We start from the raw sequence: 15,969 nt of genomic DNA, 5'->3' as shown, positions 1-15,969 counted from the left end.
GAAATAAAATTGTCGTCATCCCGGTGGTGTTTTGAGCCGGGAGCCATTAGTTGGTATGTCACAATATTTAAGTATGGATCCCTGCCTTCGCAGGAATGACAGGAATAAAATTGTCGTCATCCCGGTAATGTTTTGAGCCGGAAACCGGAACAGAACGAAATCAACAATTTAGTACAGCCAAAACTAATCATCTAACCGATGACTAAACCGGCAATAAAAATCATTTTGATAAATACTCACGGGTAATTGCCACGTCATCGCGTCTTCAAGCTGATGCTCAGCCTCACTAAACGTCCTTAAAGCAGCAGGACGATACCAAAACATTCCACCAACTACAGGCCATAACTCAACCAATGAATCCCCCAAACCACTATGTACACGCCAACGTTGAATTTCCTCCGCCAGCTTATTCGCCCAGGCTTTATGGTATGGCGCACAAACCAAACCTAATTGGGGCTCTTGTACAAACTTATCAACAATAGTTTCGACAAGCTCTGGGGTCCCTAATAATGAAAATAACAACTGTAATCGCCAATTCGCCAACGGTTTATTTCCGTCTAGCGATAACGTAGTCAAACGACAAACTAGCTGATAACCATTAACCAACTCTAATTCAGTTTGCAAAAGCATTTGTTCTGTCGGTTGGTTCGATGTGGTCACAATAGGCAAAGACTGGATTGAGCTTTGCTCAAGTACTTGTTGCAATTTAATATAATTATCAGGCTCTACAAATAAATAAAGATCAACTGCAGCAGAGATGTTTTCAATAAAGCAAAACAACTCTGATAACAAAGACACATCATTTACAAACAGGGTAACTGCTGTTTTTAATTTTAAATGTGCCGCCTTTTCGACGTTAATTTGCTCAGGCGCAGGTTGTGAAGCCAGTTCCAGCTCTGTCGCTAATACTGCTGGTTTAAATAAGGTACGCCAGTGGGAATAAATATGGCTACAAAGATTAATTTGTGACCGTGGTGCTAAATGCTGTAATCCGGCCCCTAACCATTGCCGGTTATGGCGTTGTACAAAAGCATTTTGTCGATAAAACTGATCACGTTGTTTACCCTGCAAGTAATCAGTGCGCATTAAGTTCACAACATTTTCATAGTGCTCATTGTCAGGCATCAACATGGGCGACAAATCCATAGTAGATGTTGTTTCCTGTTGCGGATCCGAGGAAACATGTGGTGTCATTCGTTGTTGGCAAAACTCAACAACAGGGTGATTTGGCTCAATATTACCGGCCTGCTTTAGATAAATCCGAGCGTCATCATATTCACCGGCAGTTAGGCAAACATCAGCCAATCTTGCCAGAATGCCGGGTTCATCTTGCTCAAAACGGTTAGCCAACATAAAACAAGCTCGCGCAGGCTCAATTAAACCGGTCGCCCGATACACATCCCCCAATGTCATAGTATTAATCGCATCTTGCTGCAAACGCATGCCGTAAAGCACGGAAAACTCGGCAATAGCATACAATTTGTGCTGTATGGCAATATGGGCAATGGCCTGATATACCTGTGCATCATTGCATGCCTTATATAACAGTCCACCGATTAACCAATCTGCAACCACCGACCTTGGTTTATCCTGTAATAGATCCAAAAAGACAGACCAGTCTTTATCTAAATCAAAAGTGAATTTTGTCTCACGTTTGGTTAAATCAGTCTTAGGTCTAAGCGAAAACGGATTCCCCTGCGGCAATTCAGTAGAGTCTTTGGTAATCCATTGGCGATCATCGTCAGTAAAAAGTCGCCAATCAGCTATTCGCCAGCTCTGACAATCCACTTGCATGGCGCGCATCTTTGCCAATTTAGTAGAAAGATAGTCGCCTACTTTGTGGGTAATTTGTGCCAGAGTCTGGTAATTTTCGACGCTAGTGAAATGTCGTTTAAATAATGCCGCAAATAACTGTTGATCAGTGCGATTAGTGGGTATACGCACTAAGAAACCAAAACATTCCTGCCAGCTTAATTCAGCTAAATTGAACGGTGTTAGAACTATCGGCCTTCTCTCCGGGCGACTCTTGTGAGTAAAATGCCGGGGAGCGGGAAACCATTTGTCTTTCACAATTTCGGGTACATTGCCACAAGCAACGTCGGCATTTTGTTCTAATTCAAACCATAGATCATCCAACTGTTGTCGTTGCTCAGTGGATAGCATATTGATCGTCGATTGTTGTACATTTTCAGTCATTAATGTGGGTCGGTAATTTTCGCAAATAAAGTTATTAGCCGATAAACCGATTTTGCTGGCACATTGCTGCACCCTCAAATTATTATCTACAAAAGCTTGTTGTGAAATGAGCAAACATTTATCTGGATGAGCATGATAAAACTCCAGCAGGCGCTTATTGCTCGTTCGCCACATATCGAAGGCTAAGTCAGGATGCTGCCAAAAACTGAAATTAAGTTTATTGGCAACCATGGCAGGCACACTATTAATTAAATGACGACTGTGCCGCTTAAACAACGAATGACAGGCCGTAGACCAGTGCCGGTAGATAAAAATGCAACGTAAGTCAGGTCCAAGAGCATGATGCCAATCCTTAAGAAAAAATACGGCTCTGGGATCCTTAACACCGTTTAAATCGGTATCATTACGCTTTTCCACACAATAACGATTTATATAATTCGACAACCAATTGGGCTTTACCAGCGGAGCATGGTCGTGATAGCGCCAATCGACGCCATTAATACTAAATATTTTATCGTGCAAACGCACAACAGGCAGATCTTCAACATGCCCCAACGGATTGCTAAAGCTGGCTCCCATCAACTCATTGCCCATACGCATGCCATTGTCAGCCAACGTCTGAGCAACCAGTGAAGTACCACTACGATGAAAGCCAGTACATAAATAAAATAAAGAAGAATTGTGTGAATGGTTATCTGGCATGAATAATCGTTATTAATAGAATCGTTATTGAGATAATGCTGTTAATCCTAACATTATTGCACATAAAGCATATTCGGAAATATAGATCCCGGCTCAAAAGACTACCGGGATGACGAACTCTATTCCCGTCATTCCTGCGAAAGCAGGACCCCACATCCCTTCCCGTCATTCCTGCGAAAGCAGGGATCCACATCCCTTCCTGTCATTCCTGCGAAAGCAGGAATCCACATCCCTTCCCGTCATTCCTGCGAAAGCAGGAATCCACATCCCTTCCTGTCATTCCTGCGAAGGCAGGAATCCATTTCTAAATATCAACGCATCTACCTCTGGATCCCGTTCCGGCTCAAATGACAACCGGAATGACGAACTCTATTCCCGTCATTCCTGCGTGAAAGTTTATCCTCGAGTGTTTTTATCGGGGACGGGAATCCACATCCTTTCCCGTCATTCCTGCAAAAAAACTTCATCCTCGAGTGCTTTTATCGGGGAGCAGGAATCCATTCTCAACAACCATATCCAACGCCAGTTGAATATCTGCGACACAATACAATCCTGCATAATCCATCGCAAACAGCCGAGGTAAAACGGATTCAATCCTGTCAACAATAGATAATTCAAACTGCCGTTTTTTAGCCGTTAACCTATCTCGTTGTATTTCAGCCAAACCAATCGCCTTATCCAGTACAGCTCCATTACTGTGGATCACGTCTTCATAACGTACAATAGACAAACCACTTTGGCTAAACTGGTTAATAAACCATTGATAAATGGTCAATTGTCGTTGCAAGCAATCTTTACCTCGTAGCATTTCACGCAACTCCGGTGAAAAACGCTCGCCTGCCGGGATATGACCGCGATTAACAGGGAGATCAACTGTCATCCAGGATAACAACACATCCACCGGATTTCGAACTATGCACACAATAGGATAGTTTTTCGAAAGTAACGGCAACAGAGCTGTAAACAACGCATTTTGCTTCACAACAAGCTGATAGCTTTTGGCTAACCGAGGCGCTAACTGGATTTTCCCCCGTTTTGCCACGACTTGACGTATACCACGTTGTTGCTCATTTCCCACCGGGTTATCAATATCTAGTCCACCTTGAGCGCCATGACTAAAAGGCAAACCATGCTGAATCGCATGATTAAAACCTTCTATTTGGTGTTGAATTTCAACAACCGCTTGATTTGGGCTAATGGATTTGGAAAATGATGATGGATTAATTGGCTCATGTAGCGCAATAACATCACTCCGCTGATTTAACAATTTGCAACAGAGTGTGGTACCAGAGCGGGGGATCCCTGTGACTAATTGTATTGTTTGTTGCACGAAAATCCTAAAAAATAAAAAACTGTGTTAGAAATCGTATCATAATCGGCTTTAATGGCAGAGTATTTAGGCACAGTTGTATCTGAGTTAAAATGGATATTTATAGCCAATTATAATATTTATTCTATTAACTTGGCATATATACACATTTCCAAAAACTAAAGTGGACCATAGCTGCAACAGGTATAATGTATATCTCTTATCAGTTAAATTTTGTAGGTAAAATAATGCACGAGTCTGTTCAATTTGATAGTGATTTAAGAGCTGATTTTGAGATTTTAGATAGTTTGGCCGAAAAATATTATCATGATGTCATTTTTGACCCTCGTTATTGTGCTTTATATGACAATAACGGTTCTCTTATAGAAGAAACCATTCTTATTAGAGGACAAAATGAAAAAGCCAGCAGTCCCCCTAACAAAATCCCCCTAAAGAAAAATTTACAGGGTATTCAAAAAGCAATCTTTATAAATTCTTTTGGTTACCATCATTATGGACATTTTATTACAGAACAAATAAGTAAACTGTGGTATTTAGAAAAATCTAATTTACCAATCATATTCCATAACAATGCACCTAAACAAACCCAAATATTACATAAGAACTTTAACTCGATTCCTGTATATCAAAGAATATTTATCAACAATTTAAATTTTTGCAAACCTGAAAATTTTCTATTTCTAAATAAACAAGTCAAAATTGAACAAGTCGTTGTACCCGAATCCAGTTTTACCATTAGAAAAAGTATTCATTCACAACACGGTATAACATGCAGGAATATGGCTAAAAACATCCTATCTAAACAACGAAGCAAACAACTCTATTCCAACAAAGTATATTTATCTAGAAGTGCTTTGCACTCATCAAAACGTATAGTAAAAGATGAAAAAGAGTTGGAAATACTACTAGAAAAAGCAGGATTCACGATTCACCACCCAGAAAAAATGTCACTAGCTGAACAAATACAGCTAGTAAACAGTGCAGAGTTTATAGTTGGAACAATTGGTTCCGCATTGCATTCAATACTATTTTCTTACTCAAATAACGTGCAATTAATCACATTATCCAACAAAAATATTAATACTAATTTTTTTATGATTGATGCCATTTCTGGTATTAAAAATACCTATATTGATTGTTTAAGTCATTTTGCCAAAGCAAATGAAAATGTAGAATTAGACGTCCCTAAAGCATTTGAATGTATAATGAAAATTGTTAAATGCGACATATCTTGATATAGCACTCAAGCACCAAAATGCGTATCCTAAGATAAAGTAAAATAGTTAAGGTTATAAACTTGAAGCAACAAATAATTTCAGAGAACTGGGAAGTCACACCGTCTAGTATAAAGAGTCTTGATGATGCGATCGCTGATATAACACCCAATGACAAAAAACTTTTAAACTGGTACAGAAAATATGCCAAAGGTCAGAAAAAAAGATTATCTTATGACATAGATTATGTTCAGCGCTTTGCTCAACCAAAGTCAAAAATCCTTGAGTTCGGTTCGGCACCGTTCATTCTTACAACCGCATTGAAAAGACTGCAATATGATGTTGTGGGCCTAGATCTTAAGCCAGGCCGTTTTAGATCAATCATCGAAAAAGATAACTTAGTGGTAAAACGTATCGATTTTGAAATTACTAAATTACCTCTGGAAGATAATACTTTTGATGTAGCGGTATTTAATGAAGTTTTTGAACACCTAAGAATTAATCCCGTCTTTACCTTGAAAGAAGTACATCGAGTACTGGCTCCTAACGGATTATTGATGCTATCAACACCAAATTTAATGTCGTGGAAAGGCTGGTATAATTTTGTATTCAAAAGCAAACTGCCCCCCAATCTATATGACGAATATATGAAGCTACAACATTTGGGGCATATGGGTCATGTACGCCTGTATTCACCGGTAGAAGTTATTACTTTTCTAGGCCGTATTGGATTCAAGGTTGAAACAATCATTTATCGCGGGGAATGGCAGTCGACTTCCAAGTTTAAACGAAGAATGGGAAATCTATTTCTAAAACTATTTCCCAAATACCGTACATTTTTTTCTGTAGTAGCCCGTAAAGTTTAATGGTAATAAAACACTAATATTTATTGTTAGCCACTCTAAGAACTACATTTAATACTCTATTACTTGTAACACTTGCGTAATTGGCGGCTCACTACTACTGGGGGACAATATTTGTACCGCAGCAGAAATGTCTTTAGCTTTGGCATCAATAAATATTCGCGCACTAATTCTAGAGGGGCCACCAGCCCCGATAGTGACCAGATCCTCTGCATTTAACTTCAAAGTGGTACGCGCAGGAATAACCCCACTAGCCATGTCTCCCACAATAAAATTATCACCGACAGCCTGTTCAGTAACGAATCTCGATGTATAAGCAACTTCGTAACCGGTATGATTAACTAACATTATCCGCTGACGATATCCGTTATAATTGGTGATATATGGCAGATCAATGGTAGCGGCATCATAAACCAATTCAGCTAATTCGCTGGTTCCAAACCCCAACCCCAAATCCAACTGATAGCTTGACCGTTTAATTGGAGCATCATTTCGCTCAGCAGACAAACAAAAAACAGGATAATCGACCAACGTATCAATGCTAACGTTAAATTCATTCTTAGATGTATATTCGCCTAATTCGTAACGTGCTCCAGCACAATCATCATCTTCATTTAAAAATGCTTTAATCGATGAAAAATCACCACTGATAGTTGCGCTCTGATTAGAAGTGTTCACTCCAGCCAATAATTCTCTGAAGTCAGTAATGGGTAAAGCGGTAGAGGCGAGTAACACATTATCAATAATCAATCTTTCACCTACAAATTTTCCGGTTGACGCTAACTGTGCCGATGCATCCCCTAAACTAAAGACATTGGGAGTTCTAAGGGTAGGATTAAAACGCAAAAAATCACTGTTGAAACCCACCCGATGTGTAAATGACTGAGTAAAAGAAGCTCCCAGTGCTGAAATAACCTGAGCCATATCCGTTTTAATCTCAGTCAGATAAGGGCCCGCGTATATCGCATCTGAAGCTGTTTCATATAATCTATAGGTAACGCTTAAAGGCTTGCTAATATCCTTAATAATAAATGCATTACTTTCCAGTGTTAAACGTGTATCTCGACTCAGCATGGTTGGAGATTTCACTTCGACAATCATATAATTGTCGCCCAGTCCCCCTCCTGCTGATAACTGTGTTGTATAGTTAGGATCAACAGCCAACCCTGACGTTGGAAAAGACTGATTAAAAACACCATTTTCCACGTCGAGTCTGACGTATTTTGAACTAGGTGACAAAGAAAAATTGACCGTAAAAGTAAGATTAAGAACATCACCCGCATTATAAATTTTAACCCCACCACTTCCGGTAAAATCAAGTCGTGATAGCGGTTCTTTGGCAAAAAACAATGGATTTGATTGTTCCAGATCAAACGGTACACACAACGCCTCGAATGAAATCCAAAAGACCAAAAGGATTAATCGACTCATAAACCCATTTTCCTACTCATTTTTAACAAATTGCGGATACAAAAAAGCCTTCGCTTAGCGAAGGCTTTTTAAGATATAACTAATAAAGATTAGTCGTTAAGAACAACAGTATCAGTTCCACCAGTAGACAGGTTAACTGTCTGAGTTGCAGCAGAGATATCTTCATCCTTCGCTTCAACTTCAATGGTAGCGGCAGTACGTGTTGCACCGGCCAGAGTAACAATATCAGTTGCTTTAATCGTTAACATTTCGCCTTTTGGAACAGTACCAGAGGCTTTAGCTTTATCAGTTGCAGTTACACCATCTTCAGTTGTGAAAGAAATAGTATAAACCGCATCAGAAGCACCGTTGTTAACCAAGAAGAACTTCTGATTTACGCCAGTATAAGTAGACAGGTAAGGTACTTCAATTGACGTAGTGTCATAAGAAATTTTACCAATAGTATCAGTCAACTCATCAGTATCCAAAGAAACACTGTAGCTGCCTTTTTCGATAGCATCGGTACCATTTACAGTAACACACAAATAAGAAGCTGCATTTACATCAGCAATCGCTTCTGCATCAGTACCATCTTCATCAGCATTAACGGTCAAAGGAACATCATTTGCATTAGAAGTACATGTAGCATTGTCAAATAAAGTCCAAGTACCGAAGCTAAAGTCACCTGTAAAAGTAACATTTTGGGCTGGGGTAACTAAATCAGCAGCAGCAACAGCAACACCAGTTGTTTTATATCCGGTACCAGTTAGATATTTACTAGTATCGATTGCACCTACCAAACCTACAGTAGCTGAAATGGCATCAGACCCAGAAGACGCACCAAAACCAAATGCAATAAACTGTGAATCTACTGTAGCAACAGAATTTTTAGCATCAACAAATGTACCAGATGTAATACTAGCAACCTGGGCAACTGCACCTGAATAACTAGCCAGTGCATTAGTACCAGCAACAGCATTTACCGCTGAATCATGCAAAGTATAAGCAACAGTTGTAGTCGCTGATTGCGAGATATTTAAATCAGCTACAGCCAGAGTGATAGTATCAGTTTGCTGAATATCATTAGCATTAGTAGCGGAAACCTCGATAACCACATAATTATCGCCTTTAGCACCACCTTGAGAAATAGCAAAACCAGCATCAGCGTTAGTAGCTGAAGACAAATCACCTGCAACAACGGCGGTTTCAAATACGGCATTAGTTAAAACGATACGCACATATTTAGAAGTACCATCAGCAATAGAGAAACCTACTTTAGATTTAATATCTAAAATATTACCCGCGTTAGTAACAACCACATCAGAACCTGCGGTGATAAGCTCTTTAGCAAAAACAACGGCTTTATCAGCTGGACTAGCATTTAAATCCTGTACTGCGTAAGCGTTCATTGTAAAGCCAGTAGCAATTGCTACGGCTAAGATTTTTTTATTTAACATTCCAGTCTCCTGCAAGAGTAACTATAGTTTTTTGTATCATGGCAATTTGCCACCAAGTCCTTGGTGACTAACCACCAGACGACTTATAATAAGCTACAACACTAGTTTGTAGTAATCAACTTTTTTAATCAAATTTATCAGAATTAACACGAACTTATCCGCTAATTTGACGAAGCAAGTTTTAACACGTCAATTTTGATGGCGCAACTATAGAGTAGTTAGATGGCGTAAACAATCGTTAAAAGTAAAAAAACATATCTTTTTTCAGACAATTAGCCCATTTATTGAGCAGCAAAATCATACTTAGGTATACTAAAAAATACTCCAATTCATCTATGCTGGCTTTTTATCAGTGACTAAAGTCCACATTCGCTTTAAAAACAACCGGAGGATGTAGATTAGTGCCGATAGTAACTCTACTGTTATAGATTTGCTGATGCAGATTGACGATGAGCTTAAAAGTGTTCCCCCCTAATGGTGAATACATTTCATCTGACTCATTAATAAACGAGGGCTCAATTTGACTGACTTCATCAGCATAAATAAACCAGCTATTGTTTTTTCTGCGCTGAGCAAGTTGAGTTGCCGATTGTGGCCATATCATTTGCCATAATCGGATCGGAATAGCATTAATATTAATCGATGGGGTACGGCGTAAACTGCAGTATCCCATATATTCAGGATGCTGTTTTAACAACTCTTGCCACAGTAGCAACTGCTGTAACTCGCTACAATTTTGTAGTAAAAAATTAGCCGGTTCCGATAGTTTTTTTGCGTTGTATTCACTTTTTTCGGCACCGCCAGGCCGACGCCAATCATCCGCATCGGCATAATCGGCCAGAATATCGGCAAATTTAGCTTGCTCAGCCATATTATAGCCTTGGGCTTTTAACCAACGTTTTAACCAATACTGCCCTGAAGAATTAATCGGGATTAAACCATTTTCATTTTGGATGCTGTATTTCATGCCCGTATCGTCGTTATATTGGTAACCATCGGTACGGATTTCATCTCCAGCAATAGGATTAAGAAATAAGCCATCGTCATTACGTTCCAGACTCTGCTTTGCAATACCTTGGCTAACTCCTGCCACGGTTAAGCGTTGTGTGGCGAGTAAATAACTTAACTCATTGGCTTTGGCGTAAACGGCTGTTTTATCGCGATACATTTGTTTGGAGTGCAAGGCTAATTGCAAACGGCTATCCATTAATTTGGAAGTGACCCCCATCAAGACAACTAACACTACCGAAATAATCAGTACCGCAATCAAGACCGCTCCACGACTTTTCACTCCTACCCCATTGAATTTATCGGTTACCATGTATGCGCTCAGCTAAAACTCGTACTTGCCGAAGATGGGCAATTCGGCGGGGATATCGGCTTGTTCCGGTCGAGCTATTTTAGCGACTACCATTATCGTATCTTGCTGAACAATTCTTACCGCAGTAGGTAATCGGCCAGCATCCGGTTTAAATTCGGTTTGCCATTGCTGATCCACCCAATATTCAAAGCGGGGTAACGACGAAAAGGCTTTTATATAAGATAATTGCGGATGGCTTTCGCTTGAAAAAGCTAATTGCCAACCACCGTCTGTTGAAACCAATTGCCATACTATTTTTTGTGGAATATGTTTTGCGTCATCGGGCGCCATGAAGGTGATGTATTCAAAACGGTTAGCGCTCCCAATCACCGACGGCACATCTGGATGATATAACACCGCACCGGCCAGGCTTTGTGAAAACCAACTTAAGGGTAATTGTGCCGAAGAATTGAGTAAATCACGGGCCCCGAGGCGAGAAAAATTACTCCATGTGGTGGATAGGCCTTGTGTCATCAACGAGGTGGTGAGCGCCAAAATAACTAACACCACCAACATTTCAATTAAACTAAAACCTGCCTGTTTTTGGGCAGCGGGGATACTTTTGATCGTTCGATAAGGGATGGTCATTAAAAATCCGGCATTTCAACATAGTTTGGATCACGCCATTGCTTTAGCGTTTTAGTTTGAAACTCGGACACCAGTTGACCGTTTTGTTTAATAGTCGCCTTTATTGCAAACAAGGCGACTATCCAGGCTGGTTGACGACGATACGCTTCCTGATCGGATCGTTTATCAACAGTAGCTTGCCACTCCACATCATACTGACCAATACGATAAATGCCGGACTGAGGCGTTTTTAAATCTTCCAGTTCGATATTAACCACAAACTGCGAAAACACCTCGGGCAACGATAAGGCTTGCTCAATACGCTGGGTACTATTGGTAGCTGTCGCAAACCACCCCCATACGGAGGTAAACACTAAGGCGAGTATTACCAATGCCACTATTGCCTCTATTAGTGAGAATCCGGCTTCAGTTTTGGATAACACGTCTTACCTCACAAAAAGGCGATAGCACGTCGAAGTCCATCAATGTATCTGCTTGTTGCAATTGAAAACGTCCACCTTGGCAAAAGCCATTAGCATTGATCATGACAGGGTGGGGGAAAGTAAGCTGCGCATCAGTTATGTTTAACTTACTGGCACTATCGATCAGGATTGCCTGTCCAGAACGATTGGCCTTTAATGGTAACATGGCAAATTGACTGCTAATTTCCATTCGAATAGCGGCCGCTCGGCGCGATGCTAGCCATGAATCAAGTTGGGGAGCCACCATCGCTGAAATCAACCCGATCAAGACTAATGTGACAAGTAGCTCGATCATGGTGAAACCATTTTGATTTTTAGCGATTCGGTACATAGCCTATATCAGCATTCAGTTCTTCACCGCCTTCTACGCCATCGGCTCCCAGGCTGTATAACAAAAAGCCTTGGTCAGCGGCACTATCTATTCGATATTGGTACTCATGATCCCACGGGTCTTTAGGGATTGCTTCATCTAAATAAGGCCCCTGCCAATAATTGCCGGCATCAGAAGGTTTTGAGCGTAAATCGGCTAATGCATTAGGATAACGACCAATATCCAATCGATACGTTTGCATCGCCATTTTTAACATTTTGATTTGTGTTTCTGCGGTACGCACTTTAGAGGCATCCACTTTGCCAAAAAATTGCGGCCCCACTAACCCTGCTAATAAGCCTAAAATAACTAACACCACGAGTAGTTCAATCATGGTGAATCCAGCTTGGCGAATTTGTTTCATATACCCTCAAAATTTTTACTGATAATAAAATAATGCTACACATTGTATCTGGATCCCGGCTCAAAACACTACCGGGATGACAATAAAAAACACTATCGGGAAGACGAAATACTTGTCATTCCTGCGAAAGCAGGAATCCATGTCTCTTTCTGTCATTCCTGCGAAGGCAGGAATCCACACTTAAATTAAATATCAATGTTTCTCCTATTGGATTCCGTTCCGGCTCAAAACACCATAGGGATGACAATAAAAACACTATCGAGATGACGAAATACTTGTCATTCCTGCGAAGGCGAGAATCCATGTCTCTTTCTGTCATTCCTGTGAAAACAGGAATCCATTCTTTATTCTTTTGACTTATCAACTAGTGGATCCCGTTCCGGCTCAAAAGACTACCGGAATGACGAACACTACCGGGATGACGATAGAAAAACACTAACGGAATGACGAGGACTACCTTAATGACGAAAACCAACATTCCGTTCTTTCCGTCATTCCTGCGAAGGCAGGAATCCATGTCTCTTTCCGTCATTCCTGCGAAGGCAGGAATCCATTCTTAAATATTTGATGCCCTTACTACTGGATCCCGGCTCAAAAGACTGCCGGGATGACGAACACCATCGGAATGATGAACACTACCGGATGACAAGAAACCAGCTAAATAGCAATATCCGTAGAAGCGGTAATAGCTAGAACGATACCTAAAATCATGATCCCCAACAACACACCAACAATTAAAATGGCAATCGGCTCCATTAATGTCAGTACTTGTTTCATCCTTCTTTTACACGATGCATCATGCAGGGCAGCAACCGCGTTAAGCATTTCCGCCAACTGACCAGTTTTATCCCCAACCGAAACCAGATTAAGCGACGTGTTTGGCACCAGACGCGATCGAGTCAACGCCTCAGTAAATGTCATCCCGGATTCAATATCGGTAATCATGTTTTTGGCACGCAATTGTCTGCGGGTAAACTCACAAGATTCTGCCGCCAGTTTCAATGCGGCAATCAGATTAACCCGGGCTAATAACATTGCAGAACACAATGATGCCCAACGCGCAGCATCCTGTTCCCCCAACCAGGGGCCAATCACCGGTAATTCCAACGCCAGGTCCATTACCATCCGTTTAACTTTTTGGTTGGTAAAGATAGTCACCATTGCAATCACTACCGCTGATAATACCGCCAATATGGTATAGGGCGCTTCATTCGCATAACGCCCTGCGGTTAATACCGCGTAGGCTAACGTGGGTAATTCTTTGCCCGAATCAAGTAAATGACTAAATTTAGGCACAACGGCAAAGAAAATAATGAGCATGGCTGCGATACCTGCCCCAATTAATACAATGGGATAGGTTAACGCACTTTTTATATCGCCTTTGACGGCTTGTTCATAATTAAGTTGCTCTGACGCTTTAAGCAACGCCATAGATAATTGGCCACTTAGCTCTCCTGCATGAACTAAATGAGAAACATAAATTGGAAAGGGTAAAGAAGACTCGTTAATCGCGCTGGAAAAACTCTCACCTCCTTCTATACGGCTGACAATAGCAGAAAAGCCACGAGCCAGTAGCGGATTTTCTTTATTCTGCGCCAGCGCCTTAACGGCATCGACCAAAGAAACCCCCGATTCAGTGAGGGTGGCCAGTTCCTGAAGGGGAATAGCGAGATCAGATGTGGTGACTTTACGCCCGCGTTTTTGCTGCTCAATATGCGGTTCGACATTAATTGCTTCAATGCGCATGTCAATCAATAAGCGCACTACTTCCTGCCGACTTACCCCTTCAATTTCACCTTCAACCCGTTGATTGGATGCCAGCTCAATTCCTTGATACTTGAATTTCACGACTCTTTCTCTTCGACACTACAAACACGCAATACTTCATCAACGCTGGTTATTCCTTTTGCAGCCTTCAATAATCCATCATCGAGCAAAGAGCGATTGCCTGCCAAACGCGACATTTCACGAATCTCTGATACTGGTGCCCGTCGTGTGATCAAGTCACGCATTGCAGCTGACACGGGCACCAACTCATAAACACCGATACGCCCTCGATACCCTCGTCCCTGACATTCATGACACCCCACCGGTTTGCGCCAATCGCCTGTCATATTTTTACTGATAAATGTGGGGGCTTCTGCAGGTTCACTGCAATTGGGGCATAACTTTCGCAACAGACGTTGCGCCTGTACGCCCTGAATAGTCGCCGCTACCAAATAAGGCTCCACGCCAATATCGGCTAACCTTGGAAAGACCGAGCAAGCGTCATTAGTATGCAAGGTAGATAGTACCAAGTGACCGGTTAAAGAAGACTGTACCGCTATATCGGCAGTTTCTTTATCTCGAATTTCTCCCACCATAATGACATCTGGATCCTGACGCAAGAAAGTCCGTAAAGCCTTGGCAAAGGTATAGCCTATTTCGGGCCTGGCCTGAACTTGGGTTATACCATCTAGCTGATATTCTACCGGATCTTCAACCGTCACTATTTTTTCCTGACCGGTTTTTATATCCGCCAATAAACCATATAGCGTGGTTGATTTTCCCGAACCCGTTGGCCCTGTAACTAGAACAATTCCATTACTCAAACTGCCCCACTCACGGATTAGTTTAAGGTGGTCAGGTTCAAATCCCAAGCCATCAATACTCAACTCATCGCGTTTTTTCGGCAATAAACGCATAACGATAGACTCACCGTGCACATCCGGGGCTGTAGAAACCCGCACATCAAAATCTTTATTACCCGCTCGTATACTAAAACGACCGTCTTGCGGCAACCTTCGCTCAGCTATGTCCAGCTGCGATAATAATTTTATCCGTGAAGCAATTGCGGGGAATCGTGCCATCGGTTGCTGCATAAACTCATTCATGCGACCGTCCACACGAAACCTTACCACCATATTTTGTGCGCCCGGCTCAATATGGATATCGGATGATTCGGCCTGAACCGCTCGCTCGACAATACTATTGACTAAATTGACCACTGGCGCCTCTTCTGCCAATGCAGCAATGTCAGTATTAACCTGACCAAACAATTCAGAAACGGCTCGTTCCCGATTAACATCATCAGCAATACTCACAGCCATTGCAGGGGTAATTAAATGACAAACAACTTTTTGCTGTTGGGCTAAGGATGCCACCACCCCCAATTCAAAAGCAGCCGTCGCTTTGAGAACATATACCGACAATTGACTGTCTGACTGAACAAGGTAGAGATTACGTTCAATGCACCAATCGACATTAAGACCATACGTCTGACAAGCACTTAAAACTTCTGGGGCGGCCGGACATTGTGCTATTTTGTCCACTAGTGGCCAATCAATCGCTTGGCTCATTGCCGAATAGATACTATCTTCACCGCACAATCCCATGCGGACGAGGGCATCAGCAACGCTACAATGGAGCTCTTGAGCTGTTTTTTGCAGCAAACTAATGTCCGCCTTTGAGATTAAGTTAGCGGCAAATAAAATTTGCGGTAAATGAGAATCAAGATATGTCGAATCGATATGCAGCTGGCTATTCAAATTGGTACAATGTCCCATTGGTTATCATTTATGCCGTACTTTTAGACAATTAAAAAGAACCGATTAAATAATCAAATTTAATAGGTTATATTACACCACAGAAAATTAAAAAAAGAAGTGATTTTAA

Annotated in this window: 13 protein-coding genes; 2 read left to right on the top strand and 11 right to left on the bottom strand. The window is 41.4% G+C overall.

Going from position 1 to position 15,969, the window contains the following annotated elements; all coding sequences use genetic code 11:
• Positions 1–183 precede the first annotated feature (183 nt).
• Entirely contained in the window at positions 184–2,898 is a 2,715-nt protein-coding gene (locus tag ACTD55_RS14245) for a rhamnan synthesis F family protein (RefSeq protein WP_438865003.1), read from the bottom strand.
• 463 nt (positions 2,899–3,361) lie between these two features.
• Positions 3,362–4,228 carry a sulfotransferase domain-containing protein gene (locus tag ACTD55_RS14240; RefSeq protein ID WP_438865002.1) on the bottom strand — a complete coding sequence of 289 codons (867 nt, stop codon included), beginning with the start codon at positions 4,226–4,228 and terminating at the stop codon, positions 3,362–3,364.
• Between the two features lie 227 nt (positions 4,229–4,455).
• Here ACTD55_RS14240 and ACTD55_RS14235 point away from each other — a divergent pair, with 227 nt between their 5' ends.
• Together ACTD55_RS14235 and ACTD55_RS14230 are read left to right on the top strand one after the other, a co-directional pair.
• On the top strand, positions 4,456–5,463 hold the full coding sequence (locus ACTD55_RS14235) for a glycosyltransferase family 61 protein (protein ID WP_438865001.1): 1,008 nt from the start codon (positions 4,456–4,458) through the stop codon (positions 5,461–5,463).
• 62 nt (positions 5,464–5,525) lie between these two features.
• Positions 5,526–6,308 (top strand): class I SAM-dependent methyltransferase, encoded by a 783-nt coding sequence (locus tag ACTD55_RS14230; RefSeq protein WP_438865000.1) that lies wholly within the window; start codon positions 5,526–5,528, stop codon positions 6,306–6,308.
• A 48-nt stretch (positions 6,309–6,356) separates the two neighbouring features.
• Here ACTD55_RS14230 and ACTD55_RS14225 read toward each other — a convergent pair whose 3' ends face one another.
• From ACTD55_RS14225 to ACTD55_RS14185, 9 genes are all read right to left on the bottom strand, one after another.
• Positions 6,357–7,736, bottom strand: a complete 1,380-nt coding sequence (locus ACTD55_RS14225; RefSeq protein WP_438864999.1) for a hypothetical protein — start codon at positions 7,734–7,736, stop codon at positions 6,357–6,359.
• A gap of 89 nt (positions 7,737–7,825) precedes the next feature.
• Positions 7,826–9,172 (bottom strand): hypothetical protein, encoded by a 1,347-nt coding sequence (locus ACTD55_RS14220; RefSeq protein WP_438864998.1) that lies wholly within the window; start codon positions 9,170–9,172, stop codon positions 7,826–7,828.
• Between the two features lie 349 nt (positions 9,173–9,521).
• A complete protein-coding gene (locus ACTD55_RS14215) occupies positions 9,522–10,463 on the bottom strand; it encodes a hypothetical protein (RefSeq protein ID WP_438864997.1) in 942 nt (313 codons plus the stop codon).
• 42 nt (positions 10,464–10,505) lie between these two features.
• On the bottom strand, positions 10,506–11,120 hold the full coding sequence (locus ACTD55_RS14210) for a PulJ/GspJ family protein (RefSeq protein ID WP_438864996.1): 615 nt from the start codon (positions 11,118–11,120) through the stop codon (positions 10,506–10,508).
• Positions 11,120–11,542, bottom strand: a complete 423-nt coding sequence (locus ACTD55_RS14205; RefSeq protein WP_438864995.1) for a PulJ/GspJ family protein — start codon at positions 11,540–11,542, stop codon at positions 11,120–11,122. The genes ACTD55_RS14210 and ACTD55_RS14205 overlap by 1 nt, the downstream gene beginning before the upstream one ends.
• Entirely contained in the window at positions 11,526–11,912 is a 387-nt protein-coding gene (locus tag ACTD55_RS14200; protein WP_438864994.1) for a pilus assembly FimT family protein, read from the bottom strand. Before ACTD55_RS14200 ends, ACTD55_RS14205 begins: the two co-directional genes overlap by 17 nt.
• Complete coding sequence (gspG, locus tag ACTD55_RS14195) at positions 11,896–12,315, bottom strand: type II secretion system major pseudopilin GspG (protein ID WP_438864993.1); 420 nt, start codon at positions 12,313–12,315, stop codon at positions 11,896–11,898. The genes ACTD55_RS14200 and gspG overlap by 17 nt, the downstream gene beginning before the upstream one ends.
• A 657-nt stretch (positions 12,316–12,972) precedes the next feature.
• Positions 12,973–14,163 (bottom strand): type II secretion system F family protein, encoded by a 1,191-nt coding sequence (locus ACTD55_RS14190; RefSeq protein WP_438864992.1) that lies wholly within the window; start codon positions 14,161–14,163, stop codon positions 12,973–12,975.
• Entirely contained in the window at positions 14,160–15,860 is a 1,701-nt protein-coding gene (locus ACTD55_RS14185) for a GspE/PulE family protein (RefSeq protein ID WP_438864991.1), read from the bottom strand. The genes ACTD55_RS14190 and ACTD55_RS14185 overlap by 4 nt, the downstream gene beginning before the upstream one ends.
• Positions 15,861–15,969 lie beyond the last annotated feature (109 nt).

The sequence above is a fragment of the Neptunicella sp. genome (assembly GCF_048268085.1).
Classification (GTDB): domain Bacteria; phylum Pseudomonadota; class Gammaproteobacteria; order Enterobacterales; family Alteromonadaceae; genus Neptunicella.
This window is presented reverse-complemented; position numbering and strand designations above follow the sequence as displayed.